Genomic DNA, 15,803 nt, shown 5'->3' with positions numbered 1-15,803 from the left:
TTATTCAATGACCTTTGGAACCAGGAACAAGCCTTTGGAGGCGCCGGGGGCGTTTGCCATCAGTGCCTCGCGCCTTTCGGTCGACGAGACTTCTGTGACAACGTCCTCCCGCAGGCGAAGATGGATATCGGTCACAGAGGCCAGGGGGTGTGCCAAAGGCTCTATACCAGTGGTGTCGACGGACTGGAGCGTTTCGATGATGCCAAGGATTTTATTGAGGTCAGTCTGAGCCTGATCCTGCTGTTCCGGGGTCAGATGGAGCCTTGCCAGGCGTGCAATTCGGGCAACTTCTTGGTCTGTGAGAGCCATAAGACTTGTTTAATCCAATGAGGGAGTCTGCCCGTGACTTCCCGGGCTTGACGAGAGCAAATCTTGCCGTTGTTATTGAATTATAAGTTATGATAGAGGGCTATTCGCAGCATCTTGCGTGCGTCAATTTTCCCTTTGGCTGGGTTCTCATGTTCGGATTCCTGCGCAGTTATTTCTCTAGTGACATGGCGATCGATCTCGGTACCGCCAACACACTTATTTACGTCCGAGGCAAAGGAATCGTTCTTGACGAGCCTTCCGTTGTCGCGATTCGCCACGACGGTGGTCCCGGAGGTAAAAAAATTATTCAGGCGGTTGGTCGCGAAGCCAAGCAAATGCTGGGTCGTGTACCAGGCAACATCGAGGCGATTCGCCCGATGAAAGATGGTGTGATCGCCGACTTTACCGTGACCGAGCAAATGCTCAAACAGTTCATTCGCATGGTCCACCCCCGAAACATGCTGGCCCCAAGCCCGCGAATCATCGTGTGCGTTCCCTGCGGTTCGACCCAGGTTGAGCGTCGCGCGATCCGCGAATCGGCGCTGGGCGCGGGTGCGAGCCGTGTCTATCTGATCGAGGAGCCGATGGCCGCTGCGATTGGCGCGGGTTTGAACGTCTCCGACGCGAGCGGCTCGATGGTGGTCGATATCGGCGGCGGCACCACCGAGGTGGCCGTCATTTCCCTGGGCGGTATGGTTTACAAGGGTTCAGTGCGCGTGGGCGGTGACAAGTTTGACGAGGCGATCGTCAACTACATCCGTCGCAATTACGGCATGCTGATTGGCGAACCTACTGCGGAGCTGATCAAAAAAGAAATCGGTTCGGCATTCCCGGGTTCGGAAGTGCGTGAGATCGAAGTGAAAGGTCGTAATCTGGCCGAGGGTGTGCCCCGCAGTTTTACGGTCTCTTCCAACGAAATCTTGGAGTCATTGACGGATCCGCTCAATCAGATCGTTTCTGCTGTCAAGATCGCCCTGGAAAATACACCTCCAGAGCTAGGCGCCGATATCACCGACAAGGGCATTGCCTTGACAGGCGGTGGCGCATTGTTGCGAGATCTCGATCGCTTGCTGCAAGAGGAGACCGGTTTGCCAGTGATCGTTGCCGAGGATCCTTTAACGTGCGTCGTGCGTGGTTGTGGCGATGCGCTTGAGCATCTTGAAAAGTTAGGCGCAATCTTCATTAACGACTAATCCGCCTGGCCTTTTTGAGGTTCGGGTGGCTTGGTACTGAGCTCAGATGCAACGACACGTCACCCTTCGTCTTTTTCGGCGCGGCCCTGCCGCCGAAGTCATCCTGACCTTTTTGGTTTTGTTCTCTATTGTCCTGCTTTTCACGGATGCGACATGGAGCAAAACAAATCCTGTCCGCCAGGCAATCGCGACAACGCTTTATCCTTTTCAGCGTGCGGTTTTGTTTCCCCGTGACATGTTGACGATGTTCAACGAGTGGATCAACGCCGCAGCACTGATTAAGTCCGAAAACGAAGCTCTTCAGCGCCAGAGGATCGCACTGGCTCAGGTATCCGCAAACGCTGCACTGCTCTCCGCTGAAAATACCCAGCTCCGCCGATTATTGGGGGTGCTTGAAACGGCAGTCGACCGACCCACCGTGGTCGTTGAGGTTCTGTACGAGCCTGTCAATGCCTTTACCAGACGGATTGTTTTCAACAAAGGAAGCCGAGCCGGTATCGCTCAGGGCATGCCGGTCATCGACGAAAGCGGAGTCGTCGGGCAGATCACGCGTGTGACGCCGATGACCTCTGAGGCGGCGATGCTGACAGACGAGATTGTTTCCATCCCAGTGCAAGTGTTACGTAACGGTCTGAGGCTGATTGCTTTTGGCTCGAGCTCACCCGGCAAGGTGGAGGTTCGCTACTTTTCCTCTGACGCAGACATACGCGAAGGGGATCAACTGGTGACGAGCGGAGTCGGCGGTGTGTTTCCTGCAGGGCTCGCAGTCGGCCAGATTGACCATGTCGAACGTAACCCCGCCTCGGGTTTTGCGCGCGCAGAGGCAAAACCTGCTTCTCATCCGGAACGTTATCGGCATTTCCTGGTCTTACAAGTACCGGTTGGCGATGGCTTGACGTCTTTGCCTACAGCGGCTGCCACATCATCGACGGAGCTTGCAGGTGCGACAGACAAGACCAAGTAAAAAACCACCCATGCCAATGGCTCACGCCGTCGGCCCCGAGTCCGTCGAGGCCACGATGGGTGCTGGCTATGTTTGGGCGACGATGCTTCTGGTGTGGGTGCTTTCCCTGTTGCCCTGGAGAGTCTGGCATGCGGCACCGGATTTGTTGCTGCTAGTGATTACATTCTGGTCACTCCGGGATTCCCGCCACGTGGGGATGGTGGTCGCGTTCTTTTTCGGTCTGACGCTCGATGTTCATGATGTCGGGCCGCTCGGTTTGCAAGCACTCATGTTCACCTTGACGGTTTATGGTGCACAGGCCATGCAGCGTCGCGTCTTGCGCTTCAATCTGGTTCAGCAGGGCATCCACTTGTTACCGGTTTTTGTTGGCGCAAAACTGGTCATGGTGTTGATTGGTGCTTTTTTGGTCAGTGCATGGCCAGGTTGGTCCTGGCTATTGAGTGCGCTTTTGACGGCGGCGCTCTGGCCATTGGTAAGTTGGTTGCTCCTTCTGCCTCAGCATCGTCTGGATGATGCCGAAGGCGGTTCAGCTTGAGTCCGACTGAACATGTTTGATTTCAAGCAAACAGACCAGCATCAAAAGCGACGCTTCATGTTGCGCGCGATCGTTGCGGGCGTTTTTGCAATTGCGTGCTTCGGTTTGCTGGGCTGGCGTTTCTGGGTGTTGCAAGTGGAGCGGCATGAAAGCCTGGCTGCTCGCGCAGAAAACAATCGTATCGCCGTGTTGCCGATTCCACCTCGCCGTGGCGATATTGTGGATCGCAACGGTGAAGTATTGGCGCGTAATTACCTAAGCTTCACACTCGAGGTTGTTCCCGGGCGCGCAGGCAATATTGACGATATGCTGAGCCGATTGACCCCCATTGTGTATGTCAGCAGCGCGGATCAACGTCGTTTCAAGCGCAGAGTCAATGAATCCGGGCGTTATGCCAGCATCGTTTTGCGCAACAACCTCAACGAGACCGAAGCCGCCTGGTTTTCCGCGCATTCTCTGCGCTTTCCCGGTGTCGAGCTCCGCGCACGTTGGGTGCGTGAATATCCTCAAGGTAAAGTCGCAGGTCATGTTGTCGGGTATGTCGGTCGGATTGCAGAGTCTGATGTCGCCATGCTTGAAGATCAGGGCGAACTTGGTAACTACCGCGGCACGGACATCATCGGCAAAAAAGGCATCGAAAAAACGTATGAGTCAGTTTTACACGGTAAGACTGGATTCGAGGAAGTTGAGGTCACGGCTCGCGGAAAACCTGTTCGACGCTTGCGTAAGTTGGATCCCATACCTGGTTCCAATCTCGTGTTGTCGCTGGACCTCGAGCTGCAGCGTATCGCTGAAGAGGCCTTCAAAGATTATCGAGGTGCTTTAGTCGCGATCGAGCCTGCGACGGGTGATGTTTTAGCGTTTGTTTCACAACCCTCCTACGATCCCAATTTGTTTATTGACGGGATCGATGTGGAAAGTTGGCGTCGTCTGAACGAATCACCTGACCATCCGCTGATCAACCGTCCTGTCTACGGGACCTATCCGATAGGCTCCACATACAAACCTTTCGTCGCGCTGGCGGCGCTTGAACTGAACAAACGGCGTGCCACGGATCGGATCAATGATCCTGGCTATTTTGAGTTTGGCGGGCAACGTTTCCGAAATGCGGGTTCGGCATATTTTGGTTCGATTGATATGCACCAGGCGTTGGTGGTTTCCTCGGATACTTATTTTTATTCGCTTGCGCCTGAAATTGGTGTCAATGCGCTGCATGATTTCATGAAACCTTTTGGGTTTGGCCAGATCACTGGCATCGATATTGAGGGTGAACGAAAGGGTGTGCTGCCTTCGACGGAGTGGAAACGTAACGCGTATAAAAAGCGAGAGCAACAACGCTGGTATGCAGGCGAGACAATTTCTGTGGCCGTGGGACAAGGTTATAACGCCTTCACCTTGATGCAACTTGCCCAGGCGACTGCGGTGTTGGCGAACGACGGGACATACATGCGCCCTCACTTGGTGCGTGCGATTAAAAATCCAACCTCTGGTGAGGAACGGCTGAACGTGGCCGAGGCTTCACACCGCATTCCACTCAAGTCTGAAAATATTCAGGCCGTCAAGCGCGCCCTGGCTGATGTGACTGTTACGGGTACCGCCCGTCAAGCCTTTGTGGGGGCGCCTTATCAGACTGCTGGTAAAACAGGAACCGCGCAAGTTTACAGTTTGAAGGGTGGTAAGTATCAAAGTAATGCGATTGATGAACGCTTGCGTGATCATGCGTTGTTCATGGCTTTCGCGCCCGTGAAGGATCCCAAGATCGCGATTGCGGTCTTGGTCGAAAATGCAGGCTGGGGTGGCAGCGTTGCCGCACCGATTGCACGCAAAGTTTTCGATGAGTGGTTACTGCGCAATCCTAAGGGAGGCGCAGCGGCGAAATGAAACTGCTCTTCAAAATTTTTCTGCGCAGTGTGACTGCTTTTGACTGGCCCCTGATGATCGTCTTGTTGCTTTTGGGGGCGACTGGCTTGTTGGTGATGCACTCTGCTGTGGGCGGAACAGACTGGCGTTATGCAGATCACTTGCGCAACTTGTTGATCGGCTTGGGCGTGATGTGGGTAGTGGCTATGGTGCCCTTTCCCTATATTTTGAAATTAGCCGTCCCTTTTTATGTATTGGGTGTGGTGCTGTTGTTGGGCGTCGAGTTTTTCGGCTCCACGAGCAAGGGTGCGACCCGTTGGTTAAATCTGGGTTTCATTCGGATCCAGCCCTCTGAAATGCTCAAGATCGCAGTCCCTCTAATGCTGGCTTGGTACTTTCACAAGCGTGAAAGTACGTTGAAGTTTTACGATTTTTTTGTTGCGGGCGCACTGCTTGTCGTTCCGTTTATGTTGATCGTCAAACAGCCAGACCTGGGTACGGCACTATTGGTATTTGGAGCCGGTTTCTGTGTGATTTACTTCGCCGGCCTGTCCTTCAAACTGCTCATTCCAATCTTGATTGCCGCAATCGTCGGTATCGGCGGCATCATTGCCTATCAGGAAGACCTTTGCAAGGAGGGGACTGACTGGGTCGTCCTGCACGATTATCAGAAACATCGTGTGTGTACCTTGCTTGATCCGAACAATGATCCATTGGGCAAGGGTTTCCATACGATTCAGTCAACGATCGCGGTAGGATCAGGGGGCGTGTACGGAAAGGGATATATGAGTGGTACGCAGACGCATCTGGACTTTATTCCGGAGCGTACAACCGATTTTATTTTTGCGGTGTTCGCCGAGGAGTTTGGCCTCTATGGCGGCGTCACGCTATTGATTTTGTACTTGTTGTTAGTCTTCAGAGGTCTTGCCATCGCTATTCGCGCACCGACTCACGCGAGTCGATTATTGGCTGGCGCACTGACCATGGTGTTATTCGTATATGTGTTCGTCAACATTGGCATGGTAACGGGTATCTTGCCTGTTGTCGGGGTGCCACTGCCGCTGCTGAGTTATGGTGGAACGGCATTGCTGACGATCGGTATTGCTTGCGGGATCCTGATGAGTATCAGTCACTACATCCCTGGAAACGAGTCTTGATGCTGTGGATTTGCGCGACTTACTCGAGATTTCACAAAAGCTGATCTGTGCGAAGGCTCATAATCAGTTTTCGAACGGGTGCCGGCAAGCCTAGTTTTTCGATTTCTTCATAACGAATCCAGCACCGATCGACTTCTGTTTGAGCGTTGATCAAAATGCTGTCAGTCGACACGTGAGCCAGGAGCGGGGCAATCGTCAGCCGATAATGTGTAAACACATGCAGAAAGGGTGCGAGTGTCTGTATTTGTCGAACTTTGAGGCCTAATTTTTCGCAGACTTGAGTGGGTGTTTGGGTGACTTCGAATTCTGGCAGACTCCACAAGCCACCCCAGATGCCGGTATTGGGTCGCTGCTCCAGCAAGAGGTGGTCGTCCCGAAACGCCACTAGCATTCCAGTGGAGCGTTCTGGCAGAACTTTTCGCTGACGTGGCCACGGAAGTTCTTCTGTGCGACCCGTGTTGAATGCCATACATCCTTTGGAAAGCGGGCATTCAATACATCTCGGACGACTGCGGGTGCAGAGTGTGGCGCCGAGATCCATTTGACCCTGGGTATAGCGCGCCATTGCCTCCGGATCTTTTTCGCATGTTTTTGACGTGGGGAGTTCATCACGGGCAAGTTGCCAAAGTCGTACTTCAGTGGCCCGCTGGGTGGGATCACCCTCGACGGCAAAGTATCTTGCAAAAACACGCTTGACGTTGCCGTCCAGTATCGCCGCACGTTCACCGTAGCAAAAGGCAGCGATCGCGGCCGCCGTTGAAGGTCCTATGCCTGGCAAAGTGGCAAGTCCTGCGGCATCGGTAGGAAAGTGCCCATTCCAATCGGTCATGATGCGCTGCGCGCAGGCGTGCAAATTGCGTGCGCGCGCATAGTATCCCAAGCCCGCCCACTGAGCCATGACGGCTTCATGAGTTGCTTGCGCGAGGCGGGCGACATCGGGAAAGTGACTCAAAAACCGCTGATAGTATTCGATCACTGCGCTGACTTGTGTTTGTTGCAGCATGATCTCCGAGAGCCAGACTCGGTAGGGATCTCGTGTGTTCTGCCAAGGCAGGTCGTGTCGGCCATGGGTGCGTTGCCAGGCGATTATTTTATTGGCAAGTTTCATCGCACCGACCGTGAAGAGTTAAAAGCGAGTGTTGCGTTGTACAGACCATCTGGCCGAGAGCGCGCCCAGAGCGGCTACAAGCAGCACGCAGGCAACAAGAACAGGCGTGGATGGCAGACTCAGAGCGAACTCCGCGTCATAGGTACGGGCGAGCGAGGCGAGCGCATCGTTCAAGGGTGTCAGCGTCAAGCGGGCGATGCCCAGGCTGATGAGCGCAGCCAAGCTGCAGGTGAGTGCGCCCAGATAAAGGAATGGTCTTCGGACAAATGATTCGGTTGCTCCAACCAGCCGTGCCACTCCAATTTCTTCGCGTTGGGACAAGGCCTGCATCCGGACAGTATTAAACACCGTTGCCAGCACAACTAACATCACGCTGAGTGCCAACAAAATGAGTCCCACCTTGCCAAAACGAAGAAGTGCTTCGAGACGTTGTACCCAGGCGCTGTCGAGTTGAACCAGATCAACGCCTGGCCATTTTCTCAATGTGTTGGCGAGCTGGTCAGCGCGCTTGGCCAGGTCATCTCCCGGGGCAAGCTCTACGACGATCGCGTCAGGAAGCGGATTCACCGGAAGTACTTTGAGTGCCTGCTCCCATGCTGGATTCGCACGAAGCTCTTCTAATGCCCGCTGTTTGGGGATGACGCGGACCTTGACGGTTTGCTCTGCATATTCTTCACGAACCTGGCGGGCGAGTTTGTCGGCAGTCCCGGCCGCGGCATCTGTTTTGAGAAAAATAGTGAGCTCGGGAGTCACCGAGACTTGCTTGGCAACTGGCTCAATCGACGTCAGCAAAGAGGCACCCAGCAGAGGGAGTGCCAATGCCAGAGCGATCACCAGTAGATTGGTCAGTGAGGAAATCGGTTGTGAAAGAAGCCTTCTGACCGTCACGGTTAAGGCGTAGCGATGTTGTCGGAGCAGACTTTTCATCTCGAGGCTCCGCCAATGTGTGGTTCGATATGACCTGATTCCGCATGTTGCACCGGCTCAGTATGGGCAGGTCGTCTGTTTGCGGAGTCTGCAAACTTGCCGGGCTCGATTTTGAATGCTCGCGTGGCGTATTCGGCCATCAGGTCGTCATCATGCGAGGCGATCAGTGTGGTGACGCCTACGCGATTAAAGTCCTTGAATACGGACATGATGCGTCGGGCAGTGTCTTTGTCCAGGCTTGCGGTGGGCTCGTCTGCGATCAGGATGGCAGGGCGGTTCACGATGGCGCGGGCGATGGCCAGGCGTTGTTGCTCGCCACCGGACAGTTCGATCGGAGGGGTGTTTTCTTTGTTGTTCAGTCCGACTTTGTCGAGCGCGGCTCGGGCGCGCGCCCGGGCAACGTCATTTGGCAGGCCTGTCACGGTGAGGGGTAAAAGGACATTTTCGATCGCGCTTCGGTCGTAAAGAAGGTGCGTATCTTGCAATATGACGCCCACCGATCGTCTCAGGTAAGGTCTTGCGCGGGCAGAGAGCTGTTCGAGCCGCTGTCCATTGACCTGAATCGAACCGCGGCTGGGGGCTTCTAAACCGCCAATCAGTTTGAGCAGCGTGGATTTGCCTGCGCCGGAAGGTCCCGCCACGTAAACAAACTCACCAGCGGCGACGCGAAAAGTAATATCGGCCAAGATATTGCGTCCTTGGCCATAAGATTTGAATACGTGCTGGAATTCGATCATGTTGTCACATAGGTTATTCCCTAATAATAACCCTGCTCACTCACAATTTAATAAGCATATGACAGAGGAATTATTGACGGCGAGGGATTTCCCCCATACAGTCCGGGTGTGGGTAAGGCTACCATTGGTGCCTTGCACAACTAGACCTGCGGCTTGCCCGAATGGCTGCCGTACCCTTTAGTATTTCGGAGATCGAGTAATGAAATTCTTGAAACTAGCAGTAGTCGGCGCAGCGATGCTCGCGGCCAACACCGTCGCGCAGGCAGGTCCAACGTTCGATAACGTCAAAAAGAAAGGCTTCGTCCAGTGCGGCACGAACACAGGTTTGGCTGGTTTTTCGGCGCCTGACAGCAAGGGTGTCTGGTCAGGTCTGGACATCGATATGTGCCGCGCCATCGCCGCCGTCATGTTTGGCGATGCCTCGAAAGTCAAATTCACACCTTTGACCGCTCAGCAACGCTTTACCGCATTGCAGTCCGGTGAAATCGACGTGCTGACACGTAACACGACCCAGACAATGACGCGCGATACCTCGCTCGGTTTGTTGGGTGCTGGCGTCAACTTTTACGACAGCCAGGGTTTGATGGTTCGCAAGGACTTGAACATCAAGAGCGCCAAAGAATTGAACGGCGCCACGATCTGCGTTCAGCCCGGCACAACCACTGAACTCAACCTGGCTGACTGGTTCCGCGCTAACAATCTGACCTTCAAGCCCGTCGTGATCGAAAAGGTTGATGAAGTTGTTCGCGCCTATGATTCCGGTCGCTGCGATGCATATACGACTGACAAGTCGGGACTGGCTTCGTCACGTACGACACTGAAAAATCCAGACAACAACATCATCCTGCCTGAAAACTTGTCCAAGGAGCCACTCGGCCCACAGGTTCGTCAAGGTGACGAACAGTGGCTGAACGTTGTCCGTTGGGCACTCTACGCAATGCTTGAAGCTGAAGAGTACGGCATCACCTCTAAGAACGTCGATGAAATGCTCAAGAGCACGAATCCAAACGTTCAGCGTATTTTGGGCGTGACACCTGGCATGGGTAAAAACCTGGGTGTGTCAGAAAAGTGGGCCTACGACATCATCAAGCAAGTCGGTAACTACGGCGAGAGCTTTGATCGCAACATCGGTCCCAACACTCCACTCAAGCTTGAGCGTGGTCTCAATGCCCAGTGGACCAAAGGCGGCCTGATGTACGCCTGGCCCATTCGCTAATCTCACTTGATACATAGGGGCGACCGCGTTGCGGTCGCCCTAAGTTATGACGAAGCCTAAAGAATCACCTCTAGCACCCCCTGCTCGAAGACGCTTGTCTTGGAATGATCCAGGCACGCGCTCGATCATTTATCAAATTCTTGCATTGCTCGCCGTAGGTGGAGCAGTCTGGTTTTTGGTTCACAACACATTGAGTAACTTGTCGGCGCGCAATATCTCGACAGGTTTCGATTTTCTAAGCAAAGAAGCTGGTTTCGCCATTGGCGAAACACCAATTGCTTATAGTCCAGCGAGTACTTACGGCCGGGCGATCACGGTCGGTTTGCTCAACACACTGCGGGTTGCCTTGATTGGCATCGTTCTCGCGACTTTACTCGGTACATTGATCGGTATCGCCCGGCTGTCGAGCAACTGGCTGATCCGCAAGATTTCAAGCATTTACGTTGAAGTGATGCGCAACGTCCCGTTGCTGCTCCAGTTGTTTTTCTGGTACGCCATCATTTCAGAAACGCTACCCGGTCCCCGCCAGGCGCTGCATCCCTTGCCAGGGGTGTTCGTCTCGAATCGCGGGGTACAGATGCCAACTGTTCACGGTGACGGATTGCTGTGGTTGTTGGTGGGTTTTCTGGTTGCCGTGATTCTCTCGATCATCATGGCTAAATGGGCGCGTAAAAATCAGGAAAAGACTGGTCAGATTTTCCCCACGGGAAGATGGTCAATGTTGTTGCTCTTGGTGTTACCTGTCGTGATGTGGTTCTTCAGTGGAACTTCCATGACGCTGGATGTGCCAGAGCTCAAGGGGTTTAACTTTGCCGGTGGAATGACGCTTTCTCCCGAGTTCGCCGCGCTGCTGATTGGCCTAGTGATTTACACCGCTGCCTTTATTGCAGAGGTTGTGCGTTCTGGTATTCAGTCGGTCAATCGCGGTCAATGGGAGGCGGCCGAGGCCCTTGGGCTCAAGCGCGGTCAAGTGTTGCGTTTGATCGTATTGCCGCAGGCCTTGCGTGTGATCATCCCTCCGATGACAAGCCAGTATTTGAACATCACTAAAAATAGTTCGCTGGCGGTGGCCATTGGCTACCCGGACATCGTCTCTGTGATCAATACGACCCTCAACCAAACGGGGCAGGCGATTGAGGGCATCATGATGATCATGGCGGCTTATCTGACGGTGAGCTTGTCGATTTCTGTTTTCATGAACTGGTACAACAAACGCATTGCGTTGGTGGAGCGTTGAAATGACTACACCAACTACCGCAGTTTCAACTGAGAAAGCGCCCGCAAGCGCCGTTGGCGTGTTCGCATGGATACGTTCGCAGCTTTTTTCATCGCCGATCAACAGCTTGCTGACGATTCTTTCGGTGTGGTTATTGCTTGCAACCGTCCCTGCAATGGTGGACTGGTTTTTAATCAATGCGAATGCCACCGCCTCCACGGCCGATGAGTGCCGCAAGTCGACAGGTGCTTGCTGGGCCATGATTGTCGAAAAACATCGCCTGATTTTGTTTGGCTTGTACCCCTATGACGAGCAGTGGCGCCCTTTGATCGCGACAGGCATTTTGGTTGCTTCGATCATCCTGAGCGGCTGGAGAAAGCTTTGGAACATGTGGCTGCTCGCTCTATGGACTGTTTCGCTCGCCGCGGTGGCGGTGTTGATGTGGGGAGGCGTTTTCGGCCTGACATATGTTGAAAACAGTCAGTGGGGCGGCTTGCCATTGACACTCATCTTGTCGACATTTGGTATTGCGCTGGCCTTTCCATTGGGTATCGTGTTGGCGCTCGGGCGTCGATCCAACATGCCGGCGATCAAGTCGATTTGCGTGGTGTACATCGAGCTTGTGCGCGGTGTGCCGCTGATCAGCTTATTGTTCATGTCCGCGGTCATGTTGCCGTTGTTTCTACCTGAGGGGATGAACATCGACAAATTGCTGCGCGCCCAGATCGCAATCATTTTATTTGCGGCAGCCTACATGGCTGAAACCATTCGCGGTGGATTGCAGGCCATTCCCAAAGGTCAGTTCGAGGGGGCGGATTCGCTAGGCCTGAGTTACTGGCAGCAGATGCGACTGATTGTCTTGCCGCAGGCCCTCAAAATAGTGATCCCCCCTTTGGTGGGTCTGTTCATCGCTTTGTTTAAAGACACCTCGCTGGTCGTTATTATCGGTATTTTTGATCTGACGCAGGCGGCGAAAGTCGCGCTGACTGATCAAGCGTGGCGTGGTTTCAGCGTCGAAGTCTATATCTTTATTTCCGCGATTTACTTCGTATTTTGTTACTCGATGTCCAAGTACAGCCAGTCTCTTGAAAAACGGCTGTCAACGGGACATGAGCGTTAGGGGCCAAGCGCCAAACTCTGGGCGCGCCCGATCTCTGGAGAACATGTATGGCTGACGCCATCATTCGCATGAAAGACGTTAACAAGTGGTACGGTAAATTCCACGTGTTGCGCAATATCAATCTTGATGTGGCTCAGGGTGAGCGAATCGTCGTGTGCGGACCTTCCGGCTCCGGCAAGTCCACTCTGATTCGTTGTATCAACCGGCTCGAAGAGCATCAGAAAGGTCAGATTATCGTTGACGGTACTGAAATCACGAATGATTTGCGGGATGTCGAAGCGATTCGCCGTGAAGTCGGCATGGTATTTCAGCACTTTAATTTGTTTCCTCATCTGACTGTGTTGGAAAACCTCACAATTGGTCCGATCTGGGTCCTTAAAACACCCAAGGCTGAAGCAGAGGCCCGCGCGATGAAATACCTGGAGCGTGTCCGTATCAGCGAGCAAGCGCTCAAGTTCCCGGGCCAATTGTCTGGCGGACAGCAGCAGCGCGTGGCCATTGCGCGCTCCCTGTGCATGGATCCAAAAATCATGCTGTTTGATGAGCCCACCTCTGCCCTTGATCCTGAAATGGTGAAAGAGGTGCTGGATGTCATGATCGGACTCGCCGAAGAGTCTGGCATGACGATGTTATGTGTCACACACGAAATGGGTTTTGCGCGTAAAGTCGCCGATCGCGTGATTTTCATGGATCGAGGTGAGATCATCGAGCAGAATACGCCGGATGCGTTTTTTGATGATCCTCAGAACGAACGAACCAAGCTCTTTCTCAGTCAAATTCTTCATTGAGTCATTCGATCATGCAGACAGTACACAGCAAGCTTCGCAGGATTTCATTGCTCGCGCTTTGTCTGAGCGCTGTGACTGTTTCTTGGACGTCTCATGCACAAACTGCAGGCGACTGGCCGACTAAACCTATCCGTTTCGTGGTGCCATATCCCCCCGGCGGACCGCTAGACACGATTGCGCGCGTGCTTGCAGAGCAGGTCAAGCCCGCACTCGGTCAGCCAGTGATTGTTGAAAACCGTCCCGGAGCGGGCGGAAATATTGGCGCGGATCTCATCGCCAAAGCCCAGCCCGATGGCTACTCTCTCGTGATGGGTGCTGTGGCCACACATGCGATCAATCCTGCGCTTTACAGCAAAATCCCTTACGACGCCGTGCGTGACTTTGCGCCGGTGGCCCTCGTGGCTTCTGTGCCCAACGTACTGATCGTCAACAAGGAGTTTGCGGACAAGCACGGTATACGCACGATGCAGGATCTCGTGAAATACGCCTTGGCCAATCCGGGCAAACTGAATTATGGTTCGGGCGGCTCCGGTAGTGCCGGCCATCTGGCAGGAGAGCTGTTGTCGGAGCGGACCAAGCTGAAGGCCGTCCACATCCCTTACCAGGGGGCCGCGCCCGCCAAGCTTGCACTGCTATCAGGTCAGTCTGATTTCATGTTCGACAACTTGGCCTCCGCGGTGAGCTTAATCAAAGACGACAAAGTTGTCGCCTTGGCTGTGACCACGGATAAGCGGTCGGATATCCTGCCTGACGTCCCAACCGTCCAGGAAGCGGGGATCAAACCCTTTGATATCGGCACATGGTTCGGCGTATTCACAACTGCCGGTACGCCTGCGACTGTGGTGACCAAGCTGCACCATGCTTATGCAGCAGCGCTTGCCGATCCTGCTGTGCAGGCACGTCTCAAGCAGATGGGTTCGAATGCCTCGTCCCTGACCCCTGCGCAATTTACGGAAATGGTTGTGCAGGAGCGCCAAAAATACCAGGAACTCGTCAAGCTTTCCGGGGCGAAAGTCGACTAACGTTGTCGTAACGATTCGCCAGCGTGAGGCGAAAGTTTCCAGAACGCCAGACTGGCAAGCGCGCACAGTGTGCCGATCACGATAAAACCGACCATGACATCGGCTGCGATCAGATTGTTGCTGCCACGCCAGGCCATGCTCAGGCTCAGTGATTCGGCGGCGACCCCGACACCCAGACTGACACCGAGTTGCTGGGCCATCGCTGCGAAGCTGCTGGCTCGGCTCATACCAGCGTGAGAAATATCTGCATAAGCCAGGGTATTGACCGCAGTGAACTGCAATGAGCGGAAAAATCCACCGATCAACAGAATGCCCAACATGAGTACTGAGGGCATTTCAGGTGTAAAGCTCGCGCAGGCAGCCAGACTCAGCCCAGTGAGCACGGCATTGACTGTCAGGACGTACCGATAGCCCCAGCGGTTCAGAATGCGGGGGGCGGCCATCTTCATCAGCAGGGAGCCGACCGCACCCACAAAAGTAATGAGTCCGGCTGAGAGGGCACTCATGCCAAAGCCAATTTGCAGCAGCAGTGCGAGCAGGTAAGGCGTCGCACCCACGGCGAAACGGCAAAGATTGCCCGCCAAGACCGCGGCCCGGAAAGTGGGCGTGCGTAAAAGGGTTAAATCTAGAATAGGGTTGGGGTGTCGGCGGGAATGCAACACGTATAGATAGCCTGTGATCAGTCCCGTCGCAATCAGGGTGGCAGACACCCATGCCTGCGGGCCGCCATGACCGAGCGACTCGAAACCACTCACCAAGGCTGCCATACACACGGCGCTCAATAAAAAGCCCACGACGTCCAGGCGGGGCGACTCAGTATCCGTCGGAAGTGCCTGGACGTATCGCATGATGAGCCATATCCCCAGAATACCGATAGGAATATTGATCAGAAAAATCCATTGCCATGAGGCGTAGGTGACGAGTAGTCCCCCAAGCGGTGGTCCTGCCATGGGTCCGATCAAAGCGGGCATCGAGAGAAATGCCATGGCTTTTAGTAAATTATGCTTAGGTATTGTTCTCAGTAAGATGATGCGGCCGACTGGCACCATCATGGCCCCCCCGAGTCCCTGGACCACCCGGGAGATTACTAGCTGCGTGAGGGAGCTTGAGAGCGCGCAAGTCAGCGAACTGAGCGTGAACAGTGCAATCGCTGCAATGAATACTTTGCGTGCGCCATAGCGGTCTGCTGCCCATCCGCTGACGGGGACAAACATGGCGACCGCAATCAAATAAGAGGTAATCGTAATATTCATGCTGATCGGGTCGGAGCCCAGATCGCGCGCCATCGCGGGGAGCGCCGTCGTCACAACGGTCGAGTCCAGCATCTGCATCAGTAACGCGCAGCCGACTATAAATGGCAGGATGCGTTGCGCGGGGGTTGGCGGGTCGAGGGTGGGGCTAGACATGGGCGGCTCTACAGTACACTAGCGAGCAGTCTAACCTTTTGTTGACAAGTTATGGCCGACCAATACACCTCCGAAATCACCCAGTTCCTCCAAAAATTCAAGACGGAGCACCCTGATATCGAGCAACGCCAGCGCGATGGTCGCGCACGTCTATGGGATCGCCCACAGGATTCCGAGCTTGCCGAAGGATTCAAACAAGCGCGCGTGCGTCAAAATCCTTACGTTTACCAGAACAACTAAACCGC

At 54.2% G+C, this 15,803-nt stretch carries 16 protein-coding genes; 11 read left to right on the top strand and 5 right to left on the bottom strand.

Going from position 1 to position 15,803, the window contains the following annotated elements; translation table 11 throughout:
* The gene (gatC, locus tag QWY30_RS04665) at positions 1–309 is read right to left on the bottom strand and encodes an Asp-tRNA(Asn)/Glu-tRNA(Gln) amidotransferase subunit GatC (RefSeq protein WP_290238611.1); all 309 of its coding nucleotides are present in this window, start codon (positions 307–309) and stop codon (positions 1–3) included.
* Between the two features lie 149 nt (positions 310–458).
* Here gatC and QWY30_RS04660 point away from each other — a divergent pair, with 149 nt between their 5' ends.
* Genes QWY30_RS04660 through rodA form a run of 5 tightly spaced genes read left to right on the top strand, consistent with a single transcriptional unit; the run spans position 459 to position 6,018 of the window.
* Positions 459–1,502, top strand: coding sequence for a rod shape-determining protein (locus QWY30_RS04660; protein WP_028816863.1), 1,044 nt, complete (start codon positions 459–461; stop codon positions 1,500–1,502).
* 46 nt (positions 1,503–1,548) lie between these two features.
* Positions 1,549–2,466 carry a rod shape-determining protein MreC gene (gene mreC / locus QWY30_RS04655; RefSeq protein ID WP_290238608.1) on the top strand — a complete coding sequence of 306 codons (918 nt, stop codon included), beginning with the start codon at positions 1,549–1,551 and terminating at the stop codon, positions 2,464–2,466.
* A gap of 10 nt (positions 2,467–2,476) precedes the next feature.
* Positions 2,477–3,001 carry a rod shape-determining protein MreD gene (gene mreD, locus QWY30_RS04650; protein WP_435433367.1) on the top strand — a complete coding sequence of 175 codons (525 nt, stop codon included), beginning with the start codon at positions 2,477–2,479 and terminating at the stop codon, positions 2,999–3,001.
* Between the two features lie 12 nt (positions 3,002–3,013).
* Complete coding sequence (mrdA, locus tag QWY30_RS04645) at positions 3,014–4,882, top strand: penicillin-binding protein 2 (RefSeq protein ID WP_290238605.1); 1,869 nt, start codon at positions 3,014–3,016, stop codon at positions 4,880–4,882.
* Complete coding sequence (gene rodA / locus QWY30_RS04640) at positions 4,879–6,018, top strand: rod shape-determining protein RodA (protein ID WP_290238604.1); 1,140 nt, start codon at positions 4,879–4,881, stop codon at positions 6,016–6,018. The genes mrdA and rodA overlap by 4 nt, the downstream gene beginning before the upstream one ends.
* Positions 6,019–6,049: 31 nt before the next feature.
* Here rodA and mutY read toward each other — a convergent pair whose 3' ends face one another.
* From mutY to QWY30_RS04625, 3 genes are read right to left on the bottom strand one after another with little or no spacing between them, the layout of a single operon-like run.
* On the bottom strand, positions 6,050–7,126 hold the full coding sequence (mutY, locus tag QWY30_RS04635) for an A/G-specific adenine glycosylase (RefSeq protein ID WP_290238603.1): 1,077 nt from the start codon (positions 7,124–7,126) through the stop codon (positions 6,050–6,052).
* 18 nt (positions 7,127–7,144) lie between these two features.
* Complete coding sequence (locus QWY30_RS04630) at positions 7,145–8,053, bottom strand: cell division protein FtsX (protein WP_290238602.1); 909 nt, start codon at positions 8,051–8,053, stop codon at positions 7,145–7,147.
* A complete protein-coding gene (locus QWY30_RS04625; RefSeq protein WP_290238600.1) occupies positions 8,050–8,790 on the bottom strand; it encodes a cell division ATP-binding protein FtsE in 741 nt (246 codons plus the stop codon). Before QWY30_RS04625 ends, QWY30_RS04630 begins: the two co-directional genes overlap by 4 nt.
* 199 nt (positions 8,791–8,989) lie before the next feature.
* Here QWY30_RS04625 and QWY30_RS04620 point away from each other — a divergent pair, with 199 nt between their 5' ends.
* The 5 genes from QWY30_RS04620 to QWY30_RS04600 are packed head-to-tail and all read left to right on the top strand — an operon-like array spanning position 8,990 to position 14,152.
* Positions 8,990–10,006, top strand: coding sequence for an amino acid ABC transporter substrate-binding protein (locus QWY30_RS04620; RefSeq protein ID WP_290238597.1), 1,017 nt, complete (start codon positions 8,990–8,992; stop codon positions 10,004–10,006).
* Between the two features lie 46 nt (positions 10,007–10,052).
* Positions 10,053–11,243 (top strand): amino acid ABC transporter permease, encoded by a 1,191-nt coding sequence (locus QWY30_RS04615; RefSeq protein ID WP_290238594.1) that lies wholly within the window; start codon positions 10,053–10,055, stop codon positions 11,241–11,243.
* A 1-nt stretch (position 11,244) separates the two neighbouring features.
* The gene (locus tag QWY30_RS04610; RefSeq protein WP_290238592.1) at positions 11,245–12,342 is read left to right on the top strand and encodes an amino acid ABC transporter permease; all 1,098 of its coding nucleotides are present in this window, start codon (positions 11,245–11,247) and stop codon (positions 12,340–12,342) included.
* A 47-nt stretch (positions 12,343–12,389) separates the two neighbouring features.
* Complete coding sequence (locus tag QWY30_RS04605; RefSeq protein WP_290238590.1) at positions 12,390–13,130, top strand: amino acid ABC transporter ATP-binding protein; 741 nt, start codon at positions 12,390–12,392, stop codon at positions 13,128–13,130.
* A gap of 11 nt (positions 13,131–13,141) precedes the next feature.
* Complete coding sequence (locus QWY30_RS04600; protein WP_290238587.1) at positions 13,142–14,152, top strand: Bug family tripartite tricarboxylate transporter substrate binding protein; 1,011 nt, start codon at positions 13,142–13,144, stop codon at positions 14,150–14,152.
* Here the strand turns inward: QWY30_RS04600 and QWY30_RS04595 are convergent.
* Positions 14,149–15,558, bottom strand: a complete 1,410-nt coding sequence (locus QWY30_RS04595; RefSeq protein WP_290238586.1) for a DHA2 family efflux MFS transporter permease subunit — start codon at positions 15,556–15,558, stop codon at positions 14,149–14,151. The genes QWY30_RS04600 and QWY30_RS04595 overlap by 4 nt on opposite strands.
* A 51-nt stretch (positions 15,559–15,609) precedes the next feature.
* Between QWY30_RS04595 and QWY30_RS04590 the strand changes: the two genes are divergently transcribed.
* A complete protein-coding gene (locus QWY30_RS04590; RefSeq protein ID WP_290238584.1) occupies positions 15,610–15,798 on the top strand; it encodes a DUF3460 family protein in 189 nt (62 codons plus the stop codon).
* Positions 15,799–15,803 lie beyond the last annotated feature (5 nt).

Source organism: Zwartia panacis (assembly GCF_030410395.1).
Lineage (GTDB): Bacteria > Pseudomonadota > Gammaproteobacteria > Burkholderiales > Burkholderiaceae_B > Zwartia > Zwartia panacis.
This window is presented reverse-complemented; position numbering and strand designations above follow the sequence as displayed.

Bases quoted from the DNA above. Each gene is read 5' to 3' on its own strand.
- QWY30_RS04625 (WP_290238600.1), bottom strand. From the start codon at position 8,790: ATGATCGAATTCCAGCACGTATTCAAATCTTATGGCCAAGGACGCAAT.
- QWY30_RS04605 (WP_290238590.1), top strand. From the start codon at position 12,390: ATGGCTGACGCCATCATTCGCATGAAAGACGTTAACAAGTGGTACGGT.
- QWY30_RS04600 (WP_290238587.1), top strand. From the start codon at position 13,142: ATGCAGACAGTACACAGCAAGCTTCGCAGGATTTCATTGCTCGCGCTT.
- mreD (WP_435433367.1), top strand. From the start codon at position 2,477: ATGCCAATGGCTCACGCCGTCGGCCCCGAGTCCGTCGAGGCCACGATG.
- QWY30_RS04610 (WP_290238592.1), top strand. From the start codon at position 11,245: ATGACTACACCAACTACCGCAGTTTCAACTGAGAAAGCGCCCGCAAGC.
- QWY30_RS04620 (WP_290238597.1), top strand. From the start codon at position 8,990: ATGAAATTCTTGAAACTAGCAGTAGTCGGCGCAGCGATGCTCGCGGCC.
- mreC (WP_290238608.1), top strand. From the start codon at position 1,549: ATGCAACGACACGTCACCCTTCGTCTTTTTCGGCGCGGCCCTGCCGCC.
- QWY30_RS04630 (WP_290238602.1), bottom strand. From the start codon at position 8,053: ATGAAAAGTCTGCTCCGACAACATCGCTACGCCTTAACCGTGACGGTC.
- mrdA (WP_290238605.1), top strand. From the start codon at position 3,014: ATGTTTGATTTCAAGCAAACAGACCAGCATCAAAAGCGACGCTTCATG.
- QWY30_RS04615 (WP_290238594.1), top strand. From the start codon at position 10,053: ATGACGAAGCCTAAAGAATCACCTCTAGCACCCCCTGCTCGAAGACGC.
- QWY30_RS04595 (WP_290238586.1), bottom strand. From the start codon at position 15,558: ATGTCTAGCCCCACCCTCGACCCGCCAACCCCCGCGCAACGCATCCTG.
- QWY30_RS04590 (WP_290238584.1), top strand. From the start codon at position 15,610: ATGGCCGACCAATACACCTCCGAAATCACCCAGTTCCTCCAAAAATTC.
- mutY (WP_290238603.1), bottom strand. From the start codon at position 7,126: ATGAAACTTGCCAATAAAATAATCGCCTGGCAACGCACCCATGGCCGA.
- gatC (WP_290238611.1), bottom strand. From the start codon at position 309: ATGGCTCTCACAGACCAAGAAGTTGCCCGAATTGCACGCCTGGCAAGG.
- rodA (WP_290238604.1), top strand. From the start codon at position 4,879: ATGAAACTGCTCTTCAAAATTTTTCTGCGCAGTGTGACTGCTTTTGAC.
- QWY30_RS04660 (WP_028816863.1), top strand. From the start codon at position 459: ATGTTCGGATTCCTGCGCAGTTATTTCTCTAGTGACATGGCGATCGAT.